General features: G+C 67.9%; 17 protein-coding genes and 1 pseudogene. 16 read left to right on the plus strand and 2 right to left on the minus strand.

The window, feature by feature from the left end; translation table 11 throughout:
- Positions 1–359: 359 nt before the first annotated feature.
- From F6X68_RS07050 to F6X68_RS07115, 11 genes and pseudogenes are all read left to right on the plus strand, one after another.
- The gene (locus F6X68_RS07050; RefSeq protein ID WP_225852032.1) at positions 360–1,946 is read left to right on the plus strand and encodes a DUF2397 domain-containing protein; all 1,587 of its coding nucleotides are present in this window, start codon (positions 360–362) and stop codon (positions 1,944–1,946) included.
- Positions 1,939–3,156 (plus strand): TIGR02678 family protein, encoded by a 1,218-nt coding sequence (locus F6X68_RS07055; protein WP_192581305.1) that lies wholly within the window; start codon positions 1,939–1,941, stop codon positions 3,154–3,156. The genes F6X68_RS07050 and F6X68_RS07055 overlap by 8 nt, the downstream gene beginning before the upstream one ends.
- Positions 3,153–7,286, plus strand: a complete 4,134-nt coding sequence (locus F6X68_RS07060) for a TIGR02680 family protein (protein ID WP_192581306.1) — start codon at positions 3,153–3,155, stop codon at positions 7,284–7,286. Before F6X68_RS07055 ends, F6X68_RS07060 begins: the two co-directional genes overlap by 4 nt.
- Positions 7,283–8,545: a Wadjet anti-phage system protein JetD domain-containing protein gene (locus tag F6X68_RS07065; RefSeq protein ID WP_151453488.1), complete on the plus strand. Its 1,263-nt coding sequence runs from the start codon at positions 7,283–7,285 to the stop codon at positions 8,543–8,545. The genes F6X68_RS07060 and F6X68_RS07065 overlap by 4 nt, the downstream gene beginning before the upstream one ends.
- Before the next feature lie 601 nt (positions 8,546–9,146).
- Entirely contained in the window at positions 9,147–10,163 is a 1,017-nt protein-coding gene (locus F6X68_RS07080; protein ID WP_151453489.1) for a hypothetical protein, read from the plus strand.
- 690 nt (positions 10,164–10,853) lie between these two features.
- Positions 10,854–11,453 (plus strand): hypothetical protein, encoded by a 600-nt coding sequence (locus tag F6X68_RS07085; protein WP_151453490.1) that lies wholly within the window; start codon positions 10,854–10,856, stop codon positions 11,451–11,453.
- A gap of 26 nt (positions 11,454–11,479) precedes the next feature.
- Positions 11,480–11,602, plus strand: a pseudogene (locus F6X68_RS07090) (hypothetical protein); the annotation flags it as partial.
- 243 nt (positions 11,603–11,845) lie between these two features.
- Positions 11,846–12,163, plus strand: coding sequence for a hypothetical protein (locus F6X68_RS07100; RefSeq protein WP_151453491.1), 318 nt, complete (start codon positions 11,846–11,848; stop codon positions 12,161–12,163).
- A gap of 28 nt (positions 12,164–12,191) precedes the next feature.
- The gene (locus tag F6X68_RS07105; RefSeq protein WP_151453492.1) at positions 12,192–12,668 is read left to right on the plus strand and encodes an SMI1/KNR4 family protein; all 477 of its coding nucleotides are present in this window, start codon (positions 12,192–12,194) and stop codon (positions 12,666–12,668) included.
- Positions 12,669–12,884: 216 nt separating this feature from the next.
- The gene (locus tag F6X68_RS07110) at positions 12,885–13,439 is read left to right on the plus strand and encodes an RNA polymerase sigma factor (protein ID WP_225852033.1); all 555 of its coding nucleotides are present in this window, start codon (positions 12,885–12,887) and stop codon (positions 13,437–13,439) included.
- Positions 13,439–14,449: a CU044_5270 family protein gene (locus tag F6X68_RS07115; RefSeq protein WP_151453494.1), complete on the plus strand. Its 1,011-nt coding sequence runs from the start codon at positions 13,439–13,441 to the stop codon at positions 14,447–14,449. The genes F6X68_RS07110 and F6X68_RS07115 overlap by 1 nt, the downstream gene beginning before the upstream one ends.
- Before the next feature lie 236 nt (positions 14,450–14,685).
- On the opposite strand, the gene F6X68_RS07120 is transcribed toward F6X68_RS07115, so the two are convergent.
- Entirely contained in the window at positions 14,686–15,807 is a 1,122-nt protein-coding gene (locus F6X68_RS07120) for a peptidoglycan DD-metalloendopeptidase family protein (protein ID WP_151453495.1), read from the minus strand.
- A gap of 212 nt (positions 15,808–16,019) precedes the next feature.
- Between F6X68_RS07120 and F6X68_RS07125 the strand changes: the two genes are divergently transcribed.
- Entirely contained in the window at positions 16,020–16,595 is a 576-nt protein-coding gene (locus F6X68_RS07125; RefSeq protein ID WP_151453496.1) for a kinase, read from the plus strand.
- 137 nt (positions 16,596–16,732) lie between these two features.
- On the opposite strand, the gene F6X68_RS07130 is transcribed toward F6X68_RS07125, so the two are convergent.
- On the minus strand, positions 16,733–17,755 hold the full coding sequence (locus F6X68_RS07130; protein WP_192581308.1) for an Lrp/AsnC family transcriptional regulator: 1,023 nt from the start codon (positions 17,753–17,755) through the stop codon (positions 16,733–16,735).
- Positions 17,756–17,887: 132 nt separating this feature from the next.
- Here F6X68_RS07130 and F6X68_RS07135 point away from each other — a divergent pair, with 132 nt between their 5' ends.
- From F6X68_RS07135 to F6X68_RS07150, 4 genes are read left to right on the plus strand one after another with little or no spacing between them, the layout of a single operon-like run.
- Positions 17,888–19,225 carry an alkaline phosphatase family protein gene (locus tag F6X68_RS07135; RefSeq protein WP_151453498.1) on the plus strand — a complete coding sequence of 446 codons (1,338 nt, stop codon included), beginning with the start codon at positions 17,888–17,890 and terminating at the stop codon, positions 19,223–19,225.
- Between the two features lie 35 nt (positions 19,226–19,260).
- Positions 19,261–20,634, plus strand: coding sequence for an ABC transporter substrate-binding protein (locus tag F6X68_RS07140; RefSeq protein WP_151453499.1), 1,374 nt, complete (start codon positions 19,261–19,263; stop codon positions 20,632–20,634).
- Entirely contained in the window at positions 20,631–21,587 is a 957-nt protein-coding gene (locus tag F6X68_RS07145; RefSeq protein ID WP_151453500.1) for a carbohydrate ABC transporter permease, read from the plus strand. Before F6X68_RS07140 ends, F6X68_RS07145 begins: the two co-directional genes overlap by 4 nt.
- Positions 21,584–22,444, plus strand: coding sequence for a carbohydrate ABC transporter permease (locus tag F6X68_RS07150; protein ID WP_225852034.1), 861 nt, complete (start codon positions 21,584–21,586; stop codon positions 22,442–22,444). The genes F6X68_RS07145 and F6X68_RS07150 overlap by 4 nt, the downstream gene beginning before the upstream one ends.
- Positions 22,445–22,446: the final 2 nt, after the last annotated feature.

Here is a 22,446-nt window from a genome sequence, read left to right on the forward strand (position 1 = left end):
GGTTCGCCGAGGGTGTCGGTGCCGGAGATTGCGTGGCGGTTGCGGGTGTTGCAGACTGCGGTGCACGGCTGGCGGCAGCGGTGGTGGTCCGGTGGTGAGGACGGTTGGCATATCGAAGGGGTCGGGCAGGCCGCGGTGCGGGAGGGCGGCGCGGAGCGCTGGCGGTGGGCCTCGGACAGCCTCTTTGGGGTATGGGAGGTGTGCCCAGCCAGGTATGAAGCCGGATTCCCTGAGCGTCGCGTCTCCAAACGAGCGGCAGCGCAAGGTCGCTCGTCCACGCGACTTCGCCTGCTGATTCTTGGAAGGTCCACATCAATGGGGGTACCGGGATGGCCTCGTCGCTCGCTACGGTACGACACGTGGAGGACGCAGAGGGCGACGTCGCTGGAGACCCTTCCGATGCAGAGAGTCGTCTGCGTCGATACTCGTACCTGACTTCCAGGGAATTCCCACGTACCTATTTCGCCATCATGCGAGTGTTCTCCTCGACCTTGCTCGCGGATTTATCGGCGACTGATGTGTCAAACGCGTTGTTCGCTGCCGAGCGTGACGGTCGCATTGAGCCAGGGGAATCGTCAGTAGACCGCGTGGTGGACCGCCTTACCCAGCTGAGGAAGTGGGGAAATCTCGTTCCCGGCCGGCGCGAAGCGAACGCTAAGTCGATTGCCGAGTTCGCGCACGGAAGCCTCCGTTATCAGGTGGACAAGCTTGCGCTGCGGATACATCGCGAGGCCGAGGCGCTATTGGCGATTCCGGAGGGTGCTCGGGAGGTTTCGAGAGAGCTACTGCCCGCGATCCGGCGTGGCCTGGACGATGCGGCGGGCACCATATCCGCAGCATTGGTGGCTGAGCAGCTACACGGCTCGGGTTCGTCGGCGGTGGCGAAGTTGCGGGAGCGGTTGTCGGAGCAGGTGACCACCCTGTTCCTTCAGCACGCTGAGCTGGCCGCCACCGTGCGTGACTTCTATGCCCATGTGGGACAGGTCGTGGCTCGGCATGACCTGAATCCGGAGGAGATCGCTGGGTTCCGTGGGCTTCTGGTCGAGTACATCCAGCTCGTTGTCGACGATGTCATGCGGCACACGACACCGATCGCGGAGACCTTAGGCACGCTCGAAACGGCGCTGCCGGAGGTGCTGCGACTCCTTGCGCCGACCGCCGAGTTGGGAGAGTCGGTCGAGCGCGCCCGGGGCCGTTCGATGAGCGACTGGCGTGGCCTAACGGACTGGTTCGTCGAGCGACCAGGGCAGGTCAGTCAGGTCGGAGCTCTCCGCGAGGCCACGGCGAAGGCGATTGGGTCACTGCTGGCCAATGTCAAGCGAGCAACCGGCGGAGGAGAGATCGCGCCGGGGCGGCGTACGGAACTGATTCGGCTCGCCCGCCGGTTCGACCAATCCACAGTAGAGGGAGCGCACGGCATATATGCTGAATCATTTGGTGTGTGGGGTGCGCGTCACTGGCTCCTAGCGCCGGACGTGGACGATACGCTGCCCACGACGCCGTGGCGCGACGGGATGAGGACCCCGGTCCCGGTGTCTATGTCGAGTCGGGGCGATCGAGCCGCGCGAGGCCGCACGGCCAAGATCGTAGAAAATCCTCTCGGTGAGCAACTAGCGCTGGTCGAAGCCCAGGAGCAGGCCCGAAGGCGTGAGGCGGCGTACGCGGAGCTGCGAGCCGCGGCGGCTCGGCTGGAAGAGGTTACGCTGTCGGCCGGTGCGCTGGACGTGCTTTACGATCTGTTGCGCCGTGCGATGAGTTACCGAGAGCGTGTCGATGGCGCTGGCGAATTCCTGCACACGCCTTCACAGCTACGCGTACGCGTGGGACCGCTGGCCGGTGTCCGGTGTCGCATCCGGGCCGCGCACGGCGCTTTGACGCTGCACGACGTGGCTGTCCATGTCGAGGTCTGCGAAGGGGCGTCGGCAGCGGAGTCGCCGCATGGATGAGCGGGGCCGTCACATGGATCTGCTCGGTGACTTGCCGCATATCGAGGCTGCCCAGGTCCGCAGGTGCGCGCGTGCGCTGCTGCGGCAGCCTCTGCTGCACGCCGACGGGCCGGAGGCGGAGCTGCTACCCCTGCTGTACCGGCACCGGGCTGTGCTGCGCCGGCTGTTCGCGGCCTACCTCGGCTACCCGCTGCGGGTGGAGCGCCGTTTCGCCCGTCTCTTCAAGCAGCGCGATGACGGTGGCGGACGCGGCGTGTCCGGGTTCACCCCGCGCAGCTATGCATACCTGGCCCTGACGCTCGCGGCGCTGGTGGAGGTGGGCCGCCAGGTCCTGCTGTCCCAACTGGTGGCCGACGTGCGCGGAGCTGCGGCCGAGGCCGGCATCGCGGTGAGCGACGACCCGGTCGAACTCCGGGCGATGGCGGCCGCCCTACGTCACTTGGTCGCCCTGGGCGTGCTGGAGGAGACCGAAGGCAGCGTGGCGGCGGTGACATCCGGCGGTCCCGAGGAGGCGCTTATAACAGTCGATGCAGAGCTGCTGGGACTGATGGGGCGGCCGGTGCGCACTTCTGACGTCGACTCCACCGACCGGGCCGGGCACCGACCTCCCGCTATCGGCCGTGTCGTTGGCGTACTGGCTCGTCGTCGGCTCGCAGAGGATCCGGTCGTGCTTTACGCTGATCTGCCCATCGAGGAGGCCGACTACCTGCGTTATCACCATCGGCAGGAGTCCTACTGGCTGGATCGCTACTTCGGCCTCCAGGTCGAGGCGCGAGCCGAGGGCATGGTGGCGACCGATTCCGACGAGTACCTGACTGATCTGTCGTTTCCCGGCGGCTCGACAGTGGCTCGGATGGCCCTGCTGGCGTTGGAGCCACTGCTAGCCATGTCGAAACCACGCGAGGTCGACGGCTGTCACGCCGTCAGCGTCAGTCAGATCCGACCGGTCTGTGCGGACCTTGTCAAACGACACCCATCGGGCTGGGCAAAGAGCGAGTTGGCCAACCTTGACGCGTTGGCCTCGAAGGTGACCGGCCTGGTACTGCAAGCGGGCATCGCCCGACGCATCTCCGACGACGTCGTGGTTCTCGTACCGGCCGCTCACCGCTGGCTGCCCAAGGTCGAGGAAAAGCGCAACGCTGCCGAGCAGGCGGCTTCAGACAACGTGGATGAACTGACCCTTTTCGGTGAGGGCGAGGTGCCCTGGTGATCGTCGGTCCGGAGGCTCAGGCGGACGCGTCGCGCTGGCGGCTGTACCGCGGCGGGATTGTCAACATCTGGGAGTATGGCGAGCGCGCGCTCGACCTGGCGGGCGGACGGGTAATCCTTCAGGGTACCAACGGGTCGGGCAAGTCCCGGACCTTGGAGCTGCTGCTGCCGTTGTGCCTCGATGGCGATCTGCACCATCTCGGAGCCAAAGGGTATGACACAGTGAGCATCCGGCGGCTCATGCTCGACGACTACGCTGAGGGACCCAATCGCATCGGTTACGCCTGGATTGAGCTACGCCGTGAAGTACCCGATGGTGGTGCGGAATTCCTGACCGCTGGTATCGGGGTGAAGGCATCGAAGACCACCCAGGGTGTGGCCAGCTCGTGGCGGTTCGTGACTGGTGCTCGGGTCGGCATTGACTTCAATCTGGCTGGAACCGACAAGACTCCCCTGGACCAAAAGGGACTCAAGGAACGCCTCGGTGCTGACGCCGTGTTCGACGAGGACCCGAAGGCCATGCAGCAACGGATTGCCACGGTTGTCTATGGCATCGGCGACCTACACCGCTACGACGACTTGCTTCACTTGCAACGGACGCTCCGCAATCCCGATGTCGGTGTCAAGGCCGTGGAGGGACAGCTAGAGGAGTACCTCGGACGCGCGCTGCCACCACTGGATCCCGACGTAGTCAAGCGGCTGGCGAACCAGTTCCAGGACCTCGAAGCGATCAGGGAGAACATCGGGCGGTTGCGCGAGGCCGATAAGGCGTTGTCGAAGTTCCTCAGGATCTACGCCGCCTACGCGGCCGGGGCCCTTCGTGACCGTGCCAACGCCGTTGTCCAAGCGCGGGGCGCGCTCACCGGCCACCTGCGGGTAGTCGAGGCGCGTGTCCGAGCGGTGAGCCAGCAATGCCGGGTAAGGGACAAGGCGGCGCTGGACGTTGCGGCGCACGAGCGTCTAGAGCGGGAGCTAAACGCGCAGGTCCGGGAGTTGGATGGCAACCAGGAGTACCGAGACCTCAACGTCAGACGCCAACTCGTCGATGCGCTACAACAAGTGGCAGAATCTGCCCTCCGTAACGCGACAAACTGCCGCAACGCCGAGAACAACGCCGCCCGCGCTGTGCTGTCCGTGCTCCTGTCAGTTAAGCGGGCCGCGGAAGGGACCGTACAGGCCGTTAAGGACGCTTGCGAGCGGTTCGGCTGGGCAGGGCTGGATCCGCGGCTGCTGCCGGCACCACCCGCGCCACCAGCCGCCGAGCTGACACGCAGCACCGACTACGTCCAGATCGATGTCGGCCCCGAGGCCGCCCCGGGAGCCGTCGAGCGAGTGGCCCCGCCCCCTGTCGACTTCGACGCGCTGACTAGCACCGTGCAGCAGGTGGCCGCCGAAACCCAACACGCGATACACGCCGCCAACGAACGACATGCTCTTGCTGCCACGCTGCAGCGCACCGCCTCGCAACTAGAGCAGGACCATCAGCAGATTACTAAACTCAAGGCACACGCGGAGGAGGCTGCCGCGGCTGCCGACCAGACCGCCACCGACCACCGCATCGCGGTGGAGAATGCCACGGCGACCGCCCAGGACTGGCTTGACGCGACACGCAGGTGGGCGGAAGCCGCCCCAGCCAGCGCTGTGGATCTCGGCGAGCCGCCTGCGCTACCGGGCAAGGACGATCTCGTTGACGACCCAGGCGGCGCTGCCGAAAGCCGCACCGCTCATCGGGCGTGGGCTGCCCCGGCCGTCGCGCACGCGCGCGATGCCGCTAGCGCAGCCGGGTTGGATCTCAAAAACATGGCTGAGGAGCGAGAACGCGTCGCCGATGAATTGCATGCCCGCCGCCTTGGCGTCCATGCTCCGCCACCCCCGTTCCGGTACGCCTCGGCTGACAGGGAGGAACGGCCAGGTGCGGCCTTCTACCAACTGGTCGACTTCCACCCGCATGTAACCGAGCAGCAGCGGGCCGGGTTGGAAGCTGCGCTGCAGGCCAGCGGCCTTCTTGACGCCTGGGTCGCCGCCGATGGGACTATCGCCGACCCAGACCTCCACGACGTCTTGGCGGTCACCAAGACGGCACCGCCCAACGCCGGACCCTCGCCGACTCTGGCCTCTGTGCTCGTACCCGCACCCGATGACGGCTGCTCCGTGGCAGCCGCCGCCGTGGCGCGTCTGCTGGAAGGGGTCCGCATCGCCGATAACCCGGCCGAAGCTGGCGATGGCGGCCTTGCCGTATCGCTGACGGGTCGTTGGCGGGCGGGCAGCCTTGCTGGTGCGTGGACCAAGGACGTCGCCGAGCACATCGGGGTCAGCACCCGGCAGGCGTACCGCCAGCGCAGGATCACGGAACTGCTTGCACTTCTGGAGGACCTCGACGGTCGCCTGACCAACCAGCAGCAGCGCAGCCGAGACGCCGAGGTTCACCTTGCTACTTGGGAGAAGCATGTCGAAAACTTTCCGGACGCCGCCCCGGTCGTAGCCGCGCACGCGAGGGCAATAGCAGTGGGGGAGCACCGCGAGGCGGCGGAGCTGCAGGCTCAAGCCAAGATTCAGGCGCACGCTCAGGCCCAGGGGCTATGGCAGGCTAAACACAGCGAGTTGAGTCGCCAGGCAGCCGAGGCGAACCTGCCGGACGCAGCTGCAGCGCTCGGGCAGCGCCTGACCCAGATCACCAGCGCGATCGAGGCAGCAGGCGCGCTATCCGCGAAACTAAACGACCTCTACCTTCCGGCAATCCACGACGCCGCGGCCCCCATGGAGACCTACACCGCGACTCTCGCAGACCGGGAGGAGGCGGAGGATCAGGCAGCCACCTCCCACGGCGATTACGCCCAGGCTGCCAAGGCTGTGGCGCTTTACCTCGACAGCCTCGGTATCGACGGAGAGGAGTACGACAGGCGACTGTCACAGCTGCGTCAGAGGCTGGAGCGCACGCGCACGGCCCTTCCCCGGCTGCGCGCAGAGCGGGACAAGGCCTCTAAGGCGGTGATCGAGTTGGAGGCCGCCCAGAAGGCTGACGAGCCGAACGAACAACAAAAACAGGACGAGCTAGCGCAGTCGGAGCGACGGTTCGCCGCCGCCGCCGGGGCACGCGGCGTCTGGGCGGCTGCAAGCGATGGAGACGAGCAGCCGCCCGTCGATCGGCAAAGCGCCCTGCAGACCGCCGCCGGCTGGCACTCGGATTTGCAGCAGGCAGATCTGATTAACGCGCTTCAGACCTTCCGCGAGCATCTCCCGGACGGCCACGACGCCACCGTGCGGAACGAGGATGACGTATTCACCGTGCTGGTCAGCGACGGTGAAGGTGCCCGTCCCATCGCCGCTGCCGCGGGCCGGACCGCCCACCGTCTTGCCGAGCACAAGGAACAGCTCGACACCCGCTACCGGGAGATTCTCGAGGAGTACCTGCTGCGCGACCTCGCCGAGCACCTGCGTCGACAGATCGATGCCGCCGACGACCTGTGCGGTCGCATGAACGCCATCCTGGCCGACGCCCGGTCCAGCCAGGGTGTCCACGTCCAACTCAGCTGGGACCCCTCACCCGCGCTCGATGACGCCACCCGTGAGGCGCTCGCATTGGTCCGGAAGTCATTCGCCACCCGAAGCCCGGAACAGGACGCCCAGCTGCGCCGAGCCCTTCAGGAGCGCATTGAGGCCGAACGCGACCTCCGCGACGCCCGCTACAGCCAAGTTCTTACCCAGGCCCTGGACTACCGCACCTGGTACGCGTTCACCGTCCGCGTACGCGACATCGGGCCAGATGGTCAGTCGCGCAATCGGCTGCTGCGCAGGCTCTCGTCAGGCGAGACCCGACTAATCTCGTACGTCACTCTCTTCGCTGCCGCGGCGGCCTTCTACGACGCGCTCACTGTCCCGGGCACCAATCCGCTGCGGCTGGTCCTCCTCGACGAGGCGTTCGAACGTCTCGACGACCCCACCACTACCCGACTGCTGGAGTTGCTTGCCGACCTCGACATGGACTGGATCATTACCTGGCCAGGCGGGTCGGCGTTCTCGCCAAAAATAGACCGCATGCAGGTCTATGACATCTTCCGGCCGAAGGGCGCTCCCGGTATCGCGTTCGTACACACCACCTGGGATGGCATCGAGCTCCGGCGCAGCTCATGATCGCATCACTGCCCGAACCGGTTCGATGCGCCCTTGATCGACCCGAGCTGAGCGTGTTGTGGCAGCGGGTCCGTCGGCAGCTGGAACGAACCGGAGCGGAGCCGCGCGGAGCGATTACCATTCAGGTGACCGACCTCCCCACGGCATCAGAGCTGGGCGCCGTTCTCGGCCGGCGGCTGACTCGCCACGTCGGACGAAGCATCCGGGTCGACTTGGCGAGCCTCGACCAGCTACTCCGCGCCGGCCCAGCCAAGCAAGGGCTGTCCGATATCGTCGTGGCACTGACCGGCGAGCCGTTGCTACAGAGACAGCTCCGCCTAGATGCCCGGACGGCCGCCAACCAGCGCATCAAACTTGAACTGCTCGAACTAATGGCACGCGTCCCGGAACTGGCCTCGGAAAGGGCACTGCTGCAGGCGACTCCGGATGGTCCGATTCCGCGCCTCCCAGGCGGAACCTTAGCCGGTACGACCTCGTGGCCAGTGTATGAACTAGCAATGAGGGCCGCCTGCGTCTGGTGGACAGCTGACCGGGAAGGTCGACGCCTGGCGGCTAAGCAGCTCGCCGGACAGGCGTTTGGCGATACGAAAGGATGGACCGACCAACGCCGCCTTGCGTTCGCCAATCTGGTGCACCGGCCGTTTGACCAAGCGGTCGACGAGGCCGACATACCGATCAGGTTGAGTGGCCCGCTCGCATGGGTGATCGACGGAACTGTAGCCGACGCTGCTGCCGCCCGCCCGTGGATAGCTGTGCCAGCCCACGGCGTAAGAACGCTCGGATATGTCGACTGCACAGCCCGCGGCATTCTCTTAGTCGAGAATACCGAGGCGTTTGAGAAGGTGTGCCTATTGGACGGCGTTACCAACCGGTGGCTGTGCGTCTGGAATCAGGGAAACCCCAGCAAGAGGCTGATGAGGTTCCTTGCGGATCTGAAGCTCCCTATGGCGGCGTGGCTAGACCTGGACGCGTACGGAATACGAATGATCGCAAACCTTGAGAGGGAGCTCGGTAGGGAGATAACTCCCGTTGGCATGTCCGTCGACCTGTGGCGCGCCGGAACGAAACGGATCCAAGACGATCGGCAATTGGCTGTGGCGCGACAAATTGCCGCCGCGCTTTCCCTGAACGGGCCCCTCGCACTACGCGAGCTGGCTGCCGCAATCTCCGAGACAGGCGACTGCTGTGAGCAGGAGACGCTGTATGAACACGTTCTCCCGGCGCTGCCCGCGATACTACGGGAGCTAGAGCGCAAATAGGTTGAAATCGCCTGGTCCGCGTCGAAGGAGGTCGGGTGGTCGACGAGTGGGCCACCTCGTCGACCCAGGCCGCGACCCAGGTCCGACTTTCGTCCACCACATCACCGCAGACATGCTGTTCGGAGCGCCGACGTTCGCCGACGTGGCGGGGGAGATCCCGTCCAGGCTCGACGGCGCTGTGGCGGTGGCGCTTAACACCCGCCCGTCCGATGCATCGACGCGGTAGAGAACGACTCACGAATCAACGGATGCGGGGTGGATCCTGGTTTTACGAGAGGGCCGCCATCATATTCGCCCGACTGGGCAACGCCGCTGCCGAGGTCGTCGTGCTTGAACGATTCGCGCGGCAGAGACATGCTCCCGGGGCCAAGCCGCCTCAGCTCCTCGATCGCCTCCACAGACAGCGTGAGGCCACTACCGCCGCACAGTAGCGACGATCCGTCAATGATTCGCGTTCACGATATGGAGCTGCGATCAGCTCTGCTCCGACACCGGATGCGCTGCCCCGCTGTCCAGAACCCTGCTTACCTGCCTAGCCGCCACAGGATGAAAGCCACGACCAGCCCGGCGCAGAAACCGCAGGCGCCAGACCGGTGCTCAGGTGCACGATGACCTCGTTCGCCCCTTCATGGTGGTTTATGATGAGGAGAAAGTGGTGCCCGACCCTGCCATGCGGCTGCTGCTGAGCGCGGCCCGTGCCTGCCAGCAGCAGGCCGATACGTTGCAGCAGACCCTGACCCGCGTGCATGACGCCACCCCAGCGCCGGACGCGTGGTGTAACCGCGACGACCGGGCGCTCAACACGATGGTCCGTGCCCAGGCTCGCCGGCAGATCTGGCGCGACTGCGTGCTCACCTCGATGAGCATGGCGGTACACGTCGCCGACCATGTACGCGCCCTTGGACTGCTGTTGACCCACGTGCGAGAGCACGGCGCTCCCGTCTACGCGCACGCAGCCTTGACGCGGGGAGCCGTCGAGTCGGCGTCATGGCTGTGGTGGCTGCTCGCTGAAGGCGAGCCGTTCGCCACCCGGCTGGGTCGCGGCGTCGCATTCCTGGTCGAGGACGCGACCCTCGCGATCAAGGCCGCCCAGCAGGTTCCCTCAGTCGCATACATGGCCGCGCCCGGCGACGGCATCAAGCGGCGGCGCCAGGCACTCCTTGATCGGCTGGAGGATGCGCGCATCGAGACGATCGCTGACCGGCCAGGCGCACGCCTCAAGGGCGTGCGGGTGGTCCGCGGCGGCGAGGAGACCTCGACGGGCACGAAGGTCAGCACTCTGGTGCCGGAAGCTTTCGGTAACCTGCCCGCCCTCTACGACCTGCTGTCCGGGACCGCGCACGCCCGCGCGTGGGGGCTGTCGGACAGCATGAGCTTGCACGTAGATGAGGCGGCCTGGTTCGCGAATGTCATCGACGTGAGCGCCTCGGCGCTGACGGGGTTGTTGGCTGCGCAGCGCGCCGGAGCGATGTTCGCCACCTACCGGGGTTTCCCGGACGACCCCGGCGTCGCGCACATGCGGGACCAGCACATGAACTTCGACCAGGAGATGGTCCGCTACGGTCGTGCTGCCGGCCTTCTGACCGGTGTGGGTCCGGTGACCGGGTTCCTCGACTGACTGGCGCCTGGAAGTCGGTCTCGCCGCGACGTCCGACATTCCAACAGGTGTGCACCCCGGCTGCCGACTCCGTCGTTCATCATGGTAACGGTGGCGAGCGATGTCCCCTTACTGGCTTCAGGTCGGTGGCACCGACGATGGGCGTACAAGTAACGGCTGATCGACCGCTCATGGCTAACATTCCGGAAACCGGGTGGTCGCAGATCCGGGTGCTCGGCGGGTGCTCGGTCGCCGTGGACAGGGTCGGCGTCGTATGGATTTGTGGTACATGCGCCCGGCGGGATCAGCCGAAACCTGCCGATGCGTGGACTGGTGGGACGCGCGGGCACGCGTGGCATCGATTTGACGCTGGCTCTTAATCCGCGGGTTCGGGGTTCGAGTCCCTGGCGGCGCACCAGCAATAAAGGCTCTGGCCTGGTGGTTCACACCGGGCCGGGGCCTTTTTCGTGTACGTCGGCGGTGGGTGGTCGCTCGGTGGGTGCGCTGGAGCCGTTGGACGGTTCCGGTGAGCCATGGACGCGGTGCCGTGATCGTGGACACAAGCTAGCCAGCCGGTGGGGCGGTGCGCGTCGCCGGCAGCCGGGATGCCGGCCGAGACATGGGCCGTCCGCGGGGTTTCCATGGCCGATATTTGGCTCTGGCCCCTTCCAGGGCGTGGCGTCCAATGGATCCTGCGGGAGGATCCACGCCGTGGATGTTCCCGAGCTTCTTCGTCGGGCTGCCCGTCACGTGCCCGCGGTCGCGCCGGGTGCGGCCGGCACGACGGTGGCCGATGCCAACGAGTACCTCGACCACGACGAGTGGGAGGTCGCGTTGGGCATTCTCGTGGAACTGGGCGACGCGTACCGCTCCGAGACCGCCTTCTGGGACCTGCTCGCGGAGGCAGCCAGGATGATGTGGCAGTCCCGGACCGAGCGGTGGTGCCACTGGCGCCGCTTTGAGGTCGTTCACGGGGTGATACGCGCGGACCTTCAGCTCGTGGATCCGGACGTCGCTGGCGGCAGGCGAACTCCGATTCCCGGCGATGGGCGCCTCCGTCCGCTGTGGGACATCGGCGATGTGACGGCGGCGGGCGACCCTGACCTGTACGTCGCGCGGCTGTGGGTCGAGGCGCAGCCGGATCTTCAGCCCGGCGGGAGAGCGGTGGTCCGCCTGGCTCCGCTGAGCCCGCAGCGATGGCGACGTCTGGTGCCCGGCGACGTGATCACGATGCACGAACAGATGCCGGTGGTCGGGATCGCGAGCATCGTCGAGTCGGTCCTCCCCGTTGGCGATGATCGCGAGGCGTGACGAAGGGTGACGCGGGCGAGTTCGGCATGTCTCCGTGTCGACCTGATCGCGGGCGGGTTGCGGCGCCCCGGAGGCGGTGGCGGATCCTGTCGTTCCTGGCGCAGCACGGTACGGCGTCGACACTGGATGTGGCCCTGGTCTGCGACGTGTCGCGGCTGACGGCCCACCGGGACCTGACCTGGCTGCACGGTTTGGGGTTGGTGCGTCGCGAAGCTCGGCGGAGGACCGCACCCACACCTGGTCCGACTGATACGTCACCGGGCGGTCGCGACCCGCTACGACAAGCTCTCCGTCCGATTCGAGGCGGTCGTGCACATCGCGGCGATCAACGAATGGCTGTGACCAGCATGGGATCCTCGAACCCCAGCACCGGCTCACCAAGGGACAGCAGCATGGCCGCCGACTACTACGACGCCGATACCGAGAACGGCGACCACATCGCCGACCCGTCCGAGGACGCCCTGTACATGTTGCTGCAAGACCTCGACCAGCCCGACAACACCTTCGTCACCATCAACCCCGCCGACGATAGTGACTGGTACGCCTCGGTCTCCCTGCTCGATGACGGCAGCTACGAGGTCGAACGCCGCGACCCAAGCCACCACCAGCACGAACACACCACAGGAACCAACATCTCCGCGATCGCTAAAGACCTGACGATCTGGCTGGCCGACCGTGACTACCCGGGACGGCCCACCAACCGGTCCTGACCTCTAGAACACGCCCTAGGAGTCGCAGATGATCGACGGCATGGACCTCGAGGAGTTCGACCAGCACGTTCAATCACTGCGCACCCGGGCGGCCAGGTCCGGCTTCGAGGAAATCGAAGACTTCAAGGTGATCGAAGGGCTGACCGCGTCGGCGGAGGACATCACCGAGGCGGAGCGAGCGCTGAACGCGACCCTGCCCAAGCAGTACAAGGCATTCATGATGCGCTACGGCGGCGGGCAGTTCGGGTTCCTCGACCTGCTGTCCGTACCCACAGCAGCGTCCGCGCACCACGTCGACGACGTCCTCTCCATCAGCCAAGCCGAGTTCCCGGACGGGTCCTTCGTCGCAGTGGCACCCGTCGGCACAGGCGACTACTGGTGCTTCCCCGTCCTCGGCGGCCGGTGCAGCGACGAGGTGTGGTTCCACTACCACGACACCGACGACCCAACACTCGAGGCACCAGACTTCCTGGAGTTCGTAGCACGGCGCGGTATTCGACCCTGACCCAGGCAGGCACCACACTCCGGGCCGACGACATCACGCAGATCCGCGCGGTGCTTCACGAGCGCCGCGGCTTTGTCCTCTATCGAGGTAGACGCCGCCGCGTCCGATCGTGGTCACCGGGGTTCCTCAGTAACGGCTGGGAGAAGCTCGTCGGTAATCGTCAGGCCTGTCGTGACACAAGCCAGGGTGAGAGTCGCCGAGGCAATGGGGGTTCGGGTGGGTCCACCGAAGGAGAGGGACGAGGGCTGGTTCACCGGCCTCTACGCCGCCGAGTACGCGAACGTGGTGAGGTATGGCCTGCGCCGACTCGCGGACTCCGACGCGTCGGCGGAGCTCGCCCAGGAGGTCTTCGTCGTCGCCTGGCGTCGTCGTAACGAGGTGCCGGACCGCAGCCTGCCCTGGCTGTACGGGGTGGCCCGGCGGCTCCTTGCGAACCACTGGCGGTCGCGGCGCGGCGCCCCCGATGTCCTGCCCATCACTGGTGCCGACCTGGCACGGGTCGCCAGCTCGTCGGGTGCCGACACCACCGTCGGGGTCGCCGACGTCCGGGCCGCGCTGACCCTTCTCAGCGAACTCGATCAGGAGATTCTCCGGCTGATCGGCTGGGAGGAGTTGACGGTGTCCGAGGCGGCCCAGGTTCTTGGCTGTACTCGGGCGACCGCGGCGGTGCGCCTGCATCGCGCCCGCCGCCGCCTCGCCGAAGCGATGTCGAACCGGCCCGCTCAGGCCCGGCGCCGCCCCGTGTTGGCGACCACGCGAGAGGAACTGTGATGTTCGGAGCAGAGCGCACCCGTACCCTCCTCGGCCCGGTCGACCCGGCCCGGACCGCCGCCGTCGCGCCGCCGCTGGTCTCGGCACACGAGCTGATCGACCGCGCTGGCACCACCGAGATGGTCGCCGGGCGTCGTCGCGTACGCCCGACCCGCCGGCTGGTTCTGACGGCGGGGACGCTGGCGGTCGCGGTCGGTGCCGTGGCCGTTCTCCAGCCGTTCGACAGGCCCTCACCGGACGTTGCAGGCGGGCCCGGGAGCACAGCGGGATCGGTGCTCGTACCGGTCTCGTACCAGTTCGATACGGACCCGCCGGAGGCTGGCCCGCAGCTGCGCGCGCTCGCGGGCAAGATCAAGGACGCGGAGTACGACCACCTCGGCGGGCGCTACATGTACCACCACACGAAGGTGTGGGGCGATCCGCTGATGACCTCCGCCGACGGCCGTCACCGGGTCGCCTTCGCCAGCGAGACCAAGGTCTGGCAGGCCGCCGACGGGACCGGCAGCCAGATCAACACGCAGTTGGAGCCGCAGTACCCCGACCAGGAGTCCCGCGACTACTGGCAACGCAACCTGGGCTCGCGTCCCGCAGTTGGCGCCACGGCGGCTCCGGCCATGATCCCGCTGCCGCCCATGGAACTCACGCCACCGTCGGCCGACCCGTCGCGGCTGCGCGAACTGCTGAAGGTCGAGCACGGGCCGGGCGCCGCGAGCAAAGAAGTCAGCACTCTCTATGCGCAGTTCGTCATACCGCGTGCGGCCCGAGCGGAGATCCTGCGGGTCCTCGCCGACGTGCCCGGCATCCGATGGCGGGGACAGGTGGTTGATCGCGCCGGTCGGGACGGGGTCGCCGTCACCTTCGACGACCGCGAACACGACGCGCAGTCTCTGCTGATCTTCGACCCGAAGACGGGTGAGCTGCTCGCCCACGAGCGACTGACGCTGTCGCCCGTGCGGATCAGCGCGTACCAGGTGATCCTCGATACCGCCTGGACTGATCGAACGGGTTGAACGCCGAACTCCGGGGCCGCTCCTTCCGGGAGCGGCCCCGCCGCAATCTCGGGTGCCAGAGCTGTGGCTGGACAGGCCGCCCGCGCTCTTACTTCAAGTAGCCATCGTGCCGATGTGTGACGCATGATCGCCGAGTCGGGTCGAGCTTGTCGCGCACCTCTGAAGGATCAGCGCCGCACTGAAGGCCGGCACCCGGTCTGGTGCCTGGGCCGACCCGCCCTGGTGGATCGTTACTGTCACATGACGTGTAGGAAGGCCGCCCAGCCGTTCCCGATTTTGACCGGGTTGCCGAGGCCGGTTCCGTTGTGGGGGTAGTACCAGAGGTTTCCGTTGGCGTCGACTCCCAGGATGTCGGCGGCGCCGTCGCCGCTCCAGTCGGCGGCCATGACGTGCTTGAAGGTCGCCCAGCCGTTCCCGATTTTGACGGGGTTGCCGAGGCCGGTTCCGTTGTGGGGGTAGTACCAGAGGTTTCCGTTGGCGTCGACTCCCAGGATGTCGGCGGCGCCGTCGCCGCTCCAGTCGGCGGCCATCACGTGCTTGAAGGCCGCCCAGCCATTCCCGATCTGCGTGTAGCCGGACAGTTTGTAGCTGTTGTTCGGGTAGTACAACAGCCTTCCTGAGGAATCGACTCCCAGGACGTCGGCGGCGCCGTCACCGCTCCAGTCGGCGGCCATGACGTGCTTGAAGGCCGCCCAACCGATCCCGATCTTCACCGGGGTGCTGAGACCGGAAAGGTTGTGCGGGTAGTACCAGAAGTCGCCGTTGGCGGCGACCCCCAGCACATCGGCGGCACCGTCACCACTGAAGTCGGACACCCGTTCGCCATCAGCTCCGGGCAGGTTGGTGGAAAGGGAGTTCTGGCTCACGGGCGCGGTGCCGGTGGGATAGTTGGTGCCGTTCTCCACGGTGTTGGGGATCTCGCGGCTGAGCTGGGAGTCGCAGTAGACGACGTTCCAGTGCAGGTGTGGACCGGTCACATTTCCGGTGGCGCCGGACGCGCCGATGTGCTGCCCCTGCGCCACCCATTGCCCTCTGTCGACGATGGTGGTGCTGAGGTGGGCGTACTGGGAGCATCGATTGTTGCCGTGGTCGATCAGCGCGATTATGCCTCCGCCGCTGCTCCATCCCTCGTAGCGGACGGTGCCGGCGGCCGAGGCGACGATCGGGGTGCCCTGCGGCATGGCGAAGTCGACGGCATGTCGGTTGTAGCCGTCGTTGTGGGAGTAGCCGCTCCCGGGGGTCTGGGTGATGGTGTACGCGTGTCCAGCCCGGTAGGGCAGCTTGAATGGCGCGCCACTGCCGGCGAGCGCGGACCCCTGAGGAACCAGGATTCCGAGCACGGCGACAAGCGCAGCCATGCTGACTGCGATATTCCGACGCAAGTGAGCCTCCATGTACCTATGTGGAATATCGACCTTGCAGCCGCAACCCATGAGCCACGGACCTTCGGGCGCGATCTGGCCCAGAGGGTGTCCCAACGAGGCCGAGACTGTCAAGATCGCCAATGGCTCTATGCGTCGTCGCCGCCCGGGGCCTGACCGTACGCACCGACTGACCGCGAGGGGGCACCATGGACGCCGACGCCGACGCCGTCCCGACCGGCAGCGCGGAGACGATCCTCGTCTGCGTCCGGGGCAACTCCGGCTCGGGCAAGAGCAGCATCGCCCGGGAGTTGCGGCGTCGGCACGGCCGGGGCTGTGCGCTGGTCGAACAGGACTACCTGCGCCGCATCGTGTTGCGCGAGCGCGACAAGCCCGGCGGCGTGGCCCCGGCGTTGATCGAACAGACCGTACGGTTCGCGCTCGACCACGGCTACCACGTCGTGCTGGAGGGCATCCTGCACACCGGCCGCCACCGGGCCGTCCTGACGGCGCTGCGGGACGGCCACCGGGGGCGGTCGCTGTTCGTCTACCTCGACGTGTCCCTGCCCGAGACCCTGCGCCGGCACCTGACGCGCCCGCAGGCCGGCGAGTTCACCGCCGCGCAGATGAGCGGCTGGTACGCCGCCCACGACGTCCTCGGCTGGCCCGACGAACTCGTCCTCCCGGAGGCCACCACGCTGGAGGACGCCGTCCAGATCGTCGCCGCGGCCGCCGGGCTGCCCCAGACCGGAGGCGACGTCGACGCGCTCCCGATCGTCCCGTAGCCCACGCGAGGCGTTCCCGCTGCCCTGCGGGCGGGCCACCGGCGACCTGCCCTGCGGGCGGGCCACCGGCGACCTCGCCGATCCGCCCGGACCGACCCCGGTGAGCTGTGACTCTCCGCTGCGGTCGAGCAGGTCCGTCATCTGGGTGGGGCGGCCACACCGCGACGGTTCGTCTCGCCTGCGGGAGGCGCGGGCGGCAGGATCATTCCCGCCCGCTTGACGGAACGCAGGGCGACGGCCACGTCCGCGTGCTGGAGGCCGGGGAGTTGGCCGATGGTGCCGGACAGGAACTCGTAGAGCGCGGCGTCGCTCTCCAGCGCGATCTCGCCGCACAGGTTCCGGTCCCCGGTCGTCGCGGAGATCATGAGTACGGCGGGGTGTGCGGCGAGCAGTTCGCCGGCCTGCCCGAGCTGCGTGGGGTTGACGCTGAGGGTGACGAAGGCGTTCACCGCGAGCCCGACGAGGCTGGGCTCGACGACGGTCCGCATGCGCAGGAATCCCGCCGCCATCATCGCCTCGGCCCGCCGCCGTACGGTGGCGGGGCTCGCGCCGCACCGCTCGGCGAGCTGCTGCCAGCCCTGGCGACCGTCCGTGGCGAGGCTGGCGATGATCAGCTCATCGAGTCGGCTGAGCCGGGACGGCGTCTCGACGGGTGTCTGTTCGTTCCAGTGGTCCGTCCGCTGCGCCCGTAGCTCGTCGACGACGTCGGCCGGCAGCAGGCTCGGGCTCCAGTTGTGTGGCGTGCAGAACCTCCGGATGACCTGGTTGCTCCATATCGCCAGGACACCGTCCAGGCCGGGCAGTTGCTCGAACATGAGCTGGAGCAGGTGCTCGTTGGAGGTGTAGGAGACCTCGGCCACGCAGTCGACGCTGCCCGTGAGCAGCTTGACGGAGCCGCACTCCTGCCACCGGGCCAGGTGTTCGGCGGAGCGGCCGGCGGCGTCCGGACGGCAGCGCAGCCGCACGAACAGCGATCGCGCCCGGCGGGTCGCCTCGCCGTCCATGACCCCGATGATCCGCACCGCACCGCTGCGCAGGAGTCGCGGGACCCGGCGGGAGACGGTGGCCTCCGAGGTGAAGACCGCCTCGCCGATCTGCGCGTGGGTGGCCCGCGGATGAGCGAGCAGGGCACCGACGATCTGCCGGTCGAGTTCGTCCAAGGATCGACCATTCCCGTCAGCCGAGAGGTTTTGCATGCGCGTATCTTGCATCTCACACGGGCATCTTGACAATCTCCCTCGTGTCTCCGGCAGACTCTCGCCCACGGGTCCGACGGTTCGAGGAGGCAGAGGGTGGCGCATCCGATCAGGCGTTCCAGCGCGGTCAGGGCCGGGGCGGCCGGCGCGGTCGTGCTGCTCGCGGCGGCCGTACTGCCGGCGACCCCGGCGGTGTCGTCACCGGCGGCGACGGCGGACGGCGCGCGGCCCGCGCAGCACGTGATCATGTTCGACTTCGACGGGTTCGACCCGCGCTTCCTCACGGGGCGCTACGCCGGACTGGCCGAGCTGCCGAACATTCGGGCGCTCATCGGGGAGGGCGCCTTCGGCGTGGCCGACGGGTCGTACTCGTCGTACTCCAACTCGTCGCGGACGACCACCGCGACCGGCGCGTACCCGGCCGTGCACCGCAACACCGGCTACTACTACAACCAGGAGACCGACCGCGGTGTCTCCCAGGAGCGCCACATCGAGCCCGGCGTGGAGACGATCGCCCACTCGCTGAAGCGGCAGGACCGGACCGCGGCCTACCTCCAGTGGTACGCGGTGCAGAACTACGGCGCCACGTACGGCGACCCCGCCGCGCTGTACACCCAGCCGGGCGGCGACTGCGAGACCCGCGCCGACCAGGCGATCGCGCTGCTGCGCGGCGAACCGGTCAACTCCGGCGGCACCATGGTCGACCCGGCCGCGATCCCGGACCTGATCACCGTCTACTGCGACGACGTCGACGGCGTACTGCACGACGGCGGGTTCTCCGACCCCGACCTGCCCGCCGCCCTGGCCCGCGTGGACGCCCAGATCGGGCGGGTCCGCGAGGCCGCCCGCGAGGCCGGCGTCCTGGACCGGACGGCGTTCGTCGTCACGGCCGACCACGGCGCCCGGGAGTGGACCGTCCCGCTGCTGCCCGAGGTGCTCGACCGGCTCTCCGCGACCGGCCTCAAGGTCCAGGTCGTCGCCAGCTCGGGCGGCGTACCGGATCCGGCCAGCGAGATCGTCGTCGTGCCCGCCCCGCGTACCGCCGACATCACCCTGCGGGGCCGGGCGGACACCCCGGAGAACGCCCGCCGCATCGCCGGGATCATCCGGGGCATTCCGGGCATCGCGGCCGTCCGCGACCAGCAGGACCTGCGCCGGTTGAAGGCCAGCGACAAGCTCGGCGACCTCGTGGTGGAGCCGGTCGAGCCGTACCACCTCTCCACGCTCGCCGACGGCGCCCCCCGCGCCTCGCACGGCGCCCTGCCGGAGGCGCAGGTCCCGATGGTGCTCTCCGGCGCCGGGATCCGCCGCGGCGTCCCGCTGCGCAACGTCGGCCTGGTCGACGTGGCCGCCACCATCAGCGCCCTGCTCGGCGTGCGCCCGCCGGCGAACTCGCAGGGGCACGTCATGCGCGGGGCCGTCGAGCGGTCCTGACCGTCGTCACCAAGCAGATCGAGGAGAGACAGCACATGGTCCACCTGACGAAGCGCCGGTGGGCGGCGGCTCTCGCCGCCGCGACCGCGCTCACCATGCTCGCCGCCTGCGGCGGGTCCGAGTCGGAGGCGGAAAAGGCCAAGGAGATCACCTTCTGGACGCCGCAGACGACCCCGCAGCGGGTCGCGGCGCAGGAGAAGGTCGCGGCTCGGTTCACCGAGAAGACCGGCATCGCCGTGAAGGTCGTGCCGCTCAGCGAGGCCGACCAGAAGCAGGCCCTGGCGACGGGCGCCGCCTCCGGGGACGTGCCCGACGTGATGCTGCACAGCTCCACGACCACGGCCGCCTGGCGTTCCCAGGGGCTGCTGAACACCGGTGCCGCTGAGGAGGTCGTCAAGGACCTCGGCGCCGAGACGTTCAACGCGAACGCCCTGAAGGCGTTCAGCCTGGACGACAAGGTCGGCGCCGTGCCGAGCGACGGCTGGGTGCACCTGCTGGTGTACCGCAAGGACCTCCTCCAGGCGGCGAACGTCGCGGTGCCGACCAACCTCGAGGAGGTGGCGAAGGCCGCCACCACGATGAAGGCGACCGGGGTGTCCGGAATCGCCCTGGGCACCCAGTCCGGCACCGCCTCGGGGACCGAGGCCATCTACTCGATGTTCCAGAGCGCGGGCTGCCAGCTCGTGCAGGACGGCAAGGTCACCATCGACTCGCCGGAGTGCACCAAGGCGGCCGAGCAGTTCAAGGTCCTGCGCGACTCCAGCGCGCAGGGTGACTTCGACGTGACCAGCGCGCGGGCGGCCTACCTCGCCGGCAAGTCCTCGATGCTGCTCTTCTCGACCCACATCCTCGACGAGCTGGCCGGCCTCGACTCGGCGAACCCGCCGACCTGCCCGCAGTGCAAGGCCGACCCGGCGTTCCTGTCGAAGAACTCCGGATTCATCACCGTGCTCGACCGGAACCACCCGGCGCAGTACGGCGCGACCCTCGGCTACGGCATCCCGGAGGGCGCCAACACCACCGGGGCGAAGGAGTTCATCAAGTTCATGCTGGAGGACGGCTACTCGGACACGCTCGCCTCGGCGACCGAGGGTCGGATCCCGCTGCGCAACGGCACCAAGGCCGAGCCGAACGCGTACCTCGACGCGTGGAGCAAGCTGGGCGTCGGCCCGGAGGCCAAGAGCTCCGTCGCCGAGCTGTACGGCCCGGAGATGGTCACCCAGATCCGCGAGGGCGTCAACGCCGTGAGCCTGTGGGGCATGGGCACGAAGGACTCCCCGCTGGCCGGCGCGGTCACCGCCGAGAACGTGCTCGCGCAGTTCCTCGAGCGGCTCTACGGCGGGCAGTCGCCGGCCGACATCACGAAGGCGATGGCCGAAGAGGTCAAGAAGGTCCAGGCCGAACTGTGAGCACGCCGACAGTGCGGTCCTCCCGCTGGGAGCGGCTCAGCCGCTCCCAGCGGGAGAACCTCAACGGCCAGCTCCTCACCGGTCCGACCCTGCTGCTGCTCGCGCTGGTCGTCCTGCTCCCGTTCGTCCTGGTCGTCATCTTCGGGTTCTCCGACACACGGCTGATCGACATTCCCCGGCTGTCACCGTCCACCATCGAGTGGACCTTCGAGAACATCGCCGACGCCTGGCGGTCGGACGCGTTCTGGGGCGCGCTCTGGACCACCGTCGCCTACGCGACCCTGACCACGCTCGGGTCCATCGGCGTCGGCATGGCCCTCGCCCTCGCCCTGCGCCGCCCCTTCCGGGGGCGCGGGCTCGTCCGCGCGCTGCTGCTGATCCCGTACGTGCTGCCGGTCATCGCGGCGGCGATGATCTGGCGCACGATGCTCAACCCCCAGTACGGCATCGTCAACGCGATCGGCATGGAGTACCTCGGCTGGCAGAGCCCCATCGGCTTCCTCAGCACCACCTCGACCGACGTGGCGGGTCTGCCCGTACCGGTGTCGCTGCTCGTCGTCGTCGCCTTCGAGATCTGGAAGTCGTTCCCGCTCGCCTTCCTCTTCGTCACCGCGCGGCTGCAGAACGTGCCGGGCGGGATCGAGGAGGCCGCGGCACTGGACGGGGCCTCCCGCTGGCAGAACCTGCGCCACATCATCCTTCCCCAGTTGCGGGGGGTGGTCCTGCTGCTGATGCTGCTGCGCTTCATCTGGTCGTTCCAGAACTTCAACGACGTCTACCTGCTGACCGAGGGCGCCGGCGGCACCCAGGTCATGGCGATCAAGGTCTACACCGAGCTGGTGACCCGGTCCGACATCGGCAGCGCGGCGGCGTACGGACTGCTGATGTCGCTGATCCTCTGCGTGCTGCTGGCCGGCTACGTCCTGCTCTCCCGGCGGAAGGAGACGTTGTGAGTTCGGCGATGCGGCCCTCGCGCCCGGTGAACGTCCTGCGGTGGACGCTCATCACCGTCGCGCTCGTCTGCGCCGTGGGACCCGTGCTCTACGGGGTGCTGCTCTCGCTGCGCCCCCACTCCGCGGTGCTGATGGAGCCCCTCGACGTCGTCCCCGGTCTCTCCGAGATCGACCTGTCCAGCTACGTCACGGCGATGAAGGACGAGTCGGCGGGCGGCTTCGGGCTCGGCCGGTTCGTGGTCAACTCCCTGCTGGTCGCCCTGGCCACCGTCGCGGTGTCGATCGTCGCGTGCATCTTCGGCGCGTACGCCGTGGCCCGCCTGCGCTACCGGGGCCGGCGCTTCACCAGCGGCATCATCCTCGCCGTCTACCTCTTCCCGGGCATCGTGCTCGCGGTGCCGAAGTTCGTCATCCTGAGCCGGCTGGGGCTGACCAGGTCGCTTGTCGGGTTGCTCGTCATCTACGTCGCCGCCACCGTCCCGGTCGCGCTCTACATGATGCGCAACTACTTCCTCGCCCTGCCGGAGAGCGTCGAGGAGGCGGCCCTGCTCGACGGGTGCTCGCTGCCGACGATGCTGCGCAAGGTCGTACTGCCGATCGCGCTGCCCGGCGTGGTGGCGACCGCCATCTACGTCTTCATGATCGCGTGGAACGAGTACTTCTACGCGCTGTTGTTCCTGGTCCAGGACCGGTCCCGGTGGACGGCTCCGCTCGGTCTCGCCCAGCTCACCGACTTCCAGGTGCCCGTGACCGTGCTCCTGGCCGGCTCCATCGCGGTGACCGTACCGGTCATCGTCATCTTCTTCCTCGCCCAGCGCTACATCGTCACCGGACTGACCTCCGGGGCGGACAAGTGAAC

Origin of the sequence: Micromonospora sp. AMSO12t (assembly GCF_008806585.1) — a bacterium.
GTDB classification, from domain to species: Bacteria; Actinomycetota; Actinomycetes; order Mycobacteriales; family Micromonosporaceae; genus Micromonospora; species Micromonospora reichwaldensis.